Genomic DNA, 4,369 nt, shown 5'->3' on the forward strand with positions numbered 1-4,369 from the left:
GCCCGGTAGGCGCCGGTAAAACCCAGCTCGTGGAGCGGCTCACCCGCCACATGAGCCGCGAAATCTCCATGGCCGCCATCACCAACGACATCTACACCATCGAGGACGCCAAAATCCTCGCCGCCAACGGCATCCTCCCCGAGGACCGGATCATCGGGGTAGAAACCGGCGGCTGCCCACACACCGCCATCCGCGAAGACACCTCCATGAACACCGCCGCCATCGAGGAACTCAAGGCCCGGCACCCGGACCTGCAGGTCATCTTCGTCGAATCCGGAGGCGACAACCTCTCGGCGACCTTCAGCCCGGAACTCGTGGACTTCTCCATCTACATCATCGACGTGGCCCAAGGCGAAAAGATCCCCCGCAAGGCCGGCCAAGGCATGATCAAGTCCGATCTGTTCATCATCAACAAAACCGACCTCGCACCCCACGTCGGCGCCGACCTCTCAGTCATGGAACGGGATTCCAAGGAATTCCGCGGAGCCAGGCCCTTCTGCTTCACCAACCTGAAAACCGACGAAGGGCTCGACGCCGTCATCGAATGGATGCGGCGCGATGTCCTGATGCTCGACCTCGCGCCATGAGTACGACGGCGGCCGAGTCGCCTCAACCGGCTTCGTGGCTGGGTCCGGCGGCTTCGCCGGCTTTGGGGCCGTGCCCGTCCCCAGCCGCTCCCAACTCTCGCAAGCTCAAGTCGGGGCCCTCGCGGCAGTGGGCCCCCCACGAGTGCCACCACACCGCGGCCCCCAAATCCGGCCTCGCCACCTCATCGACCAAGGAACCGATGGGGGAACTCACCTTGCGCATAGGTCAGCGAGGCAGTCGGTCGGTTGCGACGCATCAGTACCATCAGGGCGCCTTGAGAGTGTTGCGGCCGCACTACCTCGATGATTCCGGGCAGGTTTGTTATGTGCTCGTCAATCCTGGCGGGGCTTATCTTGGGGCCGATCTGTTCCTGATTGATGTGGAGGTGGGCGACGGGGCCGACCTGCTTTTGACGACGCAGTCGGCTACCAAGATTTACCGGACTCCGGGGTCTTTTGCGGAGCAGCGCATGACCTTGCGGCTCGGCGAGGGGGCCCGGCTGGAGCTGGCCCCGGACCAGCTGATCGCCTACCGGGAGGCCAGCTACCGGCAGAACACGCACATCACCGTGCAGCCGTCGTCGAGCCTGGTCATGGCTGAGGTCATCACTCCCGGCTGGTCGCCGGACGGTGCGTCGTTCCGGTATGAAGAGCTTCGGCTCCGGAATGAAATCCTGGTGGAAACCGACGACGGCGGACGGCTGCTGGCGCTGGACAACCTGCTGATCCGGCCGCCCGCCGGTGACGTCACCGGCTTGGGCTTTATGGAGGGCTTCAGCCACTTGGGCTCACTGGTGGTGGTGGACGCGCGCGTTAACCAGGCGCTGGCAGACGATCTTCATGCACTCACCGCGGGCTACAAGGCACACACCGGCATCTCGCTCACCCGCACACTGGCCGGAACCACCGGACTGGTCCTGCGCTCACTCTCCAACAGCACGGCGGAACTGAACCTGCTGCTCGGCGCGTGCACAGCCCTCCTCCGGGAACGGTGGCACGGACAAGAACCCCTCAACCTGCGGAAGTACTGACCCGCACAGGCCGGACGGCGTCCGGCGGGTTCAGCCGCGGCCCTGCCTCAGCCGCGGAAACAGCGCCTCCGCATTGCCGCGGTCTATCGCCGTGCGCAACGATCGGTCCAGCGGGTAGTTCTCATATTGCATGTTCAGGAATCCGATCGCCATCGACGGGGCGAAGGGGAAATCCGAGCCGAACGTGATGCGCCCGGGGTCGGCGACCTCAAGCAGGCTGGGGAGCGCCGACGGGGTGGCAGACAGGGCGATGTCATAGTAGAACCGCCGCAGGACGGATTGCTTCTCGTCCGCCAGCGCCGCCAACGCTGTGAGGGCCAACTCCCTGTTGTTGAGCATCGTGAGCAGGACCCGGAAAGCTATGTAAGGCACAAAGCCGCCGGCATGGGCCAGCAGGAACTTAATTCTTGTGTACTTGTCCATCGCACCGGACAGGATCAGGCTGATGGCCGCGCGGGTGGTGTCGAGCAGGAAGTCCGCCGCGAAGGTGGGGATGCCAGGCACCGCCGGAGCGGGAAGCTCACCGGGGTGGATGAACACCACGGCATGGCGCCCGTCCAGGAACTCCAGCAGCGGCTCGAAGCCGGGATCGCCCGGGTAGCGGCCATCGTTGCTGGCCAATAGCGCGATGCCGTCAGCATGCAGCGTGTCCAGGGCGTACTCAGCCTCCGCCAGGGCGCCGTCCACGTCCGGCAGAGTCACTGTTGCGAAGAACCCGAACCGCTCCGGCCTGCCGGCCACCACCTGCGCGCTGTACTCATTGACCTCGCGTGCCCAGCGCCGCGCCTCCAGGACGTCCCCGAAGTAGACACCCGGTGTGGACAGGGACAGGATGCCGGCCTGGATTTCGTTGCTGTCCATGAACTTCAGCGCAGAACGCTGCGACCATGAAGGCATACTCAAGCCTCCTGGGCGGACGCGCTTTTCATGCATCCAGCGCGCATATTCAGGCGGAATGATGTGCTGGTGCGTGTCGATGCGCCGCGGCCCGCTCATCCGAAATCCCATCCTTGATCCGGCCTCAATCTACGCGCCCGCGGCCTCCACAGTCAGGGCACAACGTCCCGCTCCGCTCAGCCGAAGCTCACTGGCTCGGCGCCGCCAGGATGCGCTTGGGCCAGACTTCCGGCATCCAAGGCTGTGCCGTACGCTGGCGAACTGCGGAAACATGCATGGCCACGGAGATCATGATCGAGGCTACATCTGTGGTGGAACGCTGCGCGAAGCAGACAACGTCCACGCTGACGCCGTGATTCACGCAGGAGGGTTTGCGGGCCATGGCCGTCGCGGCCCCCTCAACACCCCCCTCGTGGATGTCCAGCCTGCCGAGCGCATCCATCTGCCGTCGAAGCTCGGAGAGCTCGTCGCCGCAGATCATGTGGATCCTGTGGGTAAGTGTCCCGATCATGCGCTTAAGTCCTTCAGGAGTAGATAGTGAAGCCAGAGCCGACGGCGGCTCCGCAACTGACCGCCGTCATGCGACGCTCTCCAGCACCCCGGCCCGGGCCGGCACGCCGGCGAAGTATCCGCCCTTGAAGAACAGCAGAGGCTCCGCCCCGTTCCTGGAACCGAGTGCCCGGACTGCCCCCACCACAATGGTGTGGTCGCCGCCGTCGTACTCCTCATGAAGCTCGCAGTCCACCCAGGCGAGGGCCTGGTCCAGCACCGGGTTTCCCAGCGGCGAAGCGCTGTAATCCACGCCGGCAAACTTGTCGGTTCCGGACCGGGCGAACTGGCCGGCAAGGTGCTGGTGCTCGGCCGGGAGGATGTTCACCGTGAAGCGTCCGGCCTTGCGCAGCAAAGGCCAGGTGCTGGAGCTGCGGGCGGGACTGAACGTCACCAGGGCCGGGTCCAGGGAGAGGGAGGAGAACGATTGGCAGGTGAAGCCCGCCGGACCGTTGTCCGTTGCTGCGGTGATCACCGTCAGCCCGGAGGCAAAGTGGCCCAGGACGTGACGCAGACGCTGCGGGGTGAGATCAAAATGTTCCGTCATGTTCGTTCCTTTCAAAGCCGATACGTCCAACCAACCACCCGTCCCGGCCGCCTTCAACCGGGAGTGAAATGCACCGACGCGCAACGCAACCTGACTTCACAGCCAGAAGCATGAGGTAATGAAGACGGCTCCTGACCAGCGCATTTAGTGAGGTAATGGGTGCACCGGCCATACGGCGCAACCGGGGGAAACGCCGCTCAATGGTTTTCCGCTGCGGATTCTCCGGACCGTATCGTAGGCGCATGACTTTCCTTGTCCGCCGGGCACGCCCGGACGAATACGAACACATTGGCCAACTGACACTGGCCGGTTTTGGCCACTTGGAGCCGGGATCCCCGCTGCCGGAGGAGGAACGCCTGGCTTTGCTGCTGGACGCCGCAGGCCAGAAGGTGCAAATATTGCTGCGGCATGGGGTGCCGAACGCCTGGTGTTGGATACCGCGCAGCACAACGTGCGATCGCAGCGCCTCTACCTCCGTTTTGGCTTCCAGCACCGGCCCGAACGGGACGTGCGGGCGGCAGCCTCCCAAAGCCCCACTGGCCGTTTTCACACTGGACCTGCAGAAGCGTGACCGCAGCGCCGCCCCGTCCAGCCTCAACTCCCCGCAGGCGCAAACCGTGCGAGCGGATTGACGAGGCGGCCGGCCATCTGCAGCCCGCCGGACGGGTCCGCGAGGTCCAGCATCTCCTGGTTGTTGCGCAGCTGAAGCCGGTTCAGGCACGAAAGGGCAAAGTCAGGTGCGAACAGATCGTGGCGGG

The 4,369-nt window shown here is 64.8% G+C and carries 6 protein-coding genes; 2 read left to right on the forward strand and 4 right to left on the reverse strand.

What is annotated here, in order from left to right:
* A partial coding sequence (ureG, locus tag DBR22_RS22760; protein ID WP_108600841.1) for an urease accessory protein UreG occupies positions 1–587 on the forward strand: 587 nt, incomplete at its 5' end.
* Between the two features lie 200 nt (positions 588–787).
* Positions 788–1,618: an urease accessory protein UreD gene (locus DBR22_RS22770; RefSeq protein WP_108600843.1), complete on the forward strand. Its 831-nt coding sequence runs from the start codon at positions 788–790 to the stop codon at positions 1,616–1,618.
* A 30-nt stretch (positions 1,619–1,648) separates the two neighbouring features.
* Here the strand turns inward: DBR22_RS22770 and DBR22_RS22775 are convergent, their stop codons facing one another.
* The 4 genes from DBR22_RS22775 to DBR22_RS25095 form a co-directional block, all read right to left on the reverse strand.
* Entirely contained in the window at positions 1,649–2,626 is a 978-nt protein-coding gene (locus DBR22_RS22775) for an amidohydrolase family protein (RefSeq protein WP_308810255.1), read from the reverse strand.
* Positions 2,627–2,702: 76 nt separating this feature from the next.
* Positions 2,703–3,026 (reverse strand): hypothetical protein, encoded by a 324-nt coding sequence (locus DBR22_RS22780; protein WP_108600845.1) that lies wholly within the window; start codon positions 3,024–3,026, stop codon positions 2,703–2,705.
* A gap of 66 nt (positions 3,027–3,092) precedes the next feature.
* Positions 3,093–3,611, reverse strand: coding sequence for a flavin reductase family protein (locus tag DBR22_RS22785; RefSeq protein WP_108600846.1), 519 nt, complete (start codon positions 3,609–3,611; stop codon positions 3,093–3,095).
* Positions 3,612–4,205: 594 nt separating this feature from the next.
* On the reverse strand, positions 4,206–4,369 hold a 164-nt coding region (locus DBR22_RS25095; RefSeq protein WP_258229418.1), incomplete at its 5' end, for a hypothetical protein.

The organism is Arthrobacter sp. HMWF013, assembly GCF_003061105.1.
Lineage (GTDB): Bacteria > Actinomycetota > Actinomycetes > Actinomycetales > Micrococcaceae > Arthrobacter.

What these genes read in the sequence shown, in the direction of transcription:
- DBR22_RS22770 (WP_108600843.1), top strand. Translation starts at nt 788, where the DNA reads ATGGGGGAACTCACCTTGCGCATAGGTCAGCGAGGCAGTCGGTCGGTT.
- DBR22_RS22775 (WP_308810255.1), bottom strand. Translation starts at nt 2,626, where the DNA reads ATGGGATTTCGGATGAGCGGGCCGCGGCGCATCGACACGCACCAGCAC.
- DBR22_RS22780 (WP_108600845.1), bottom strand. Translation starts at nt 3,026, where the DNA reads ATGATCGGGACACTTACCCACAGGATCCACATGATCTGCGGCGACGAG.
- DBR22_RS22785 (WP_108600846.1), bottom strand. Translation starts at nt 3,611, where the DNA reads ATGACGGAACATTTTGATCTCACCCCGCAGCGTCTGCGTCACGTCCTG.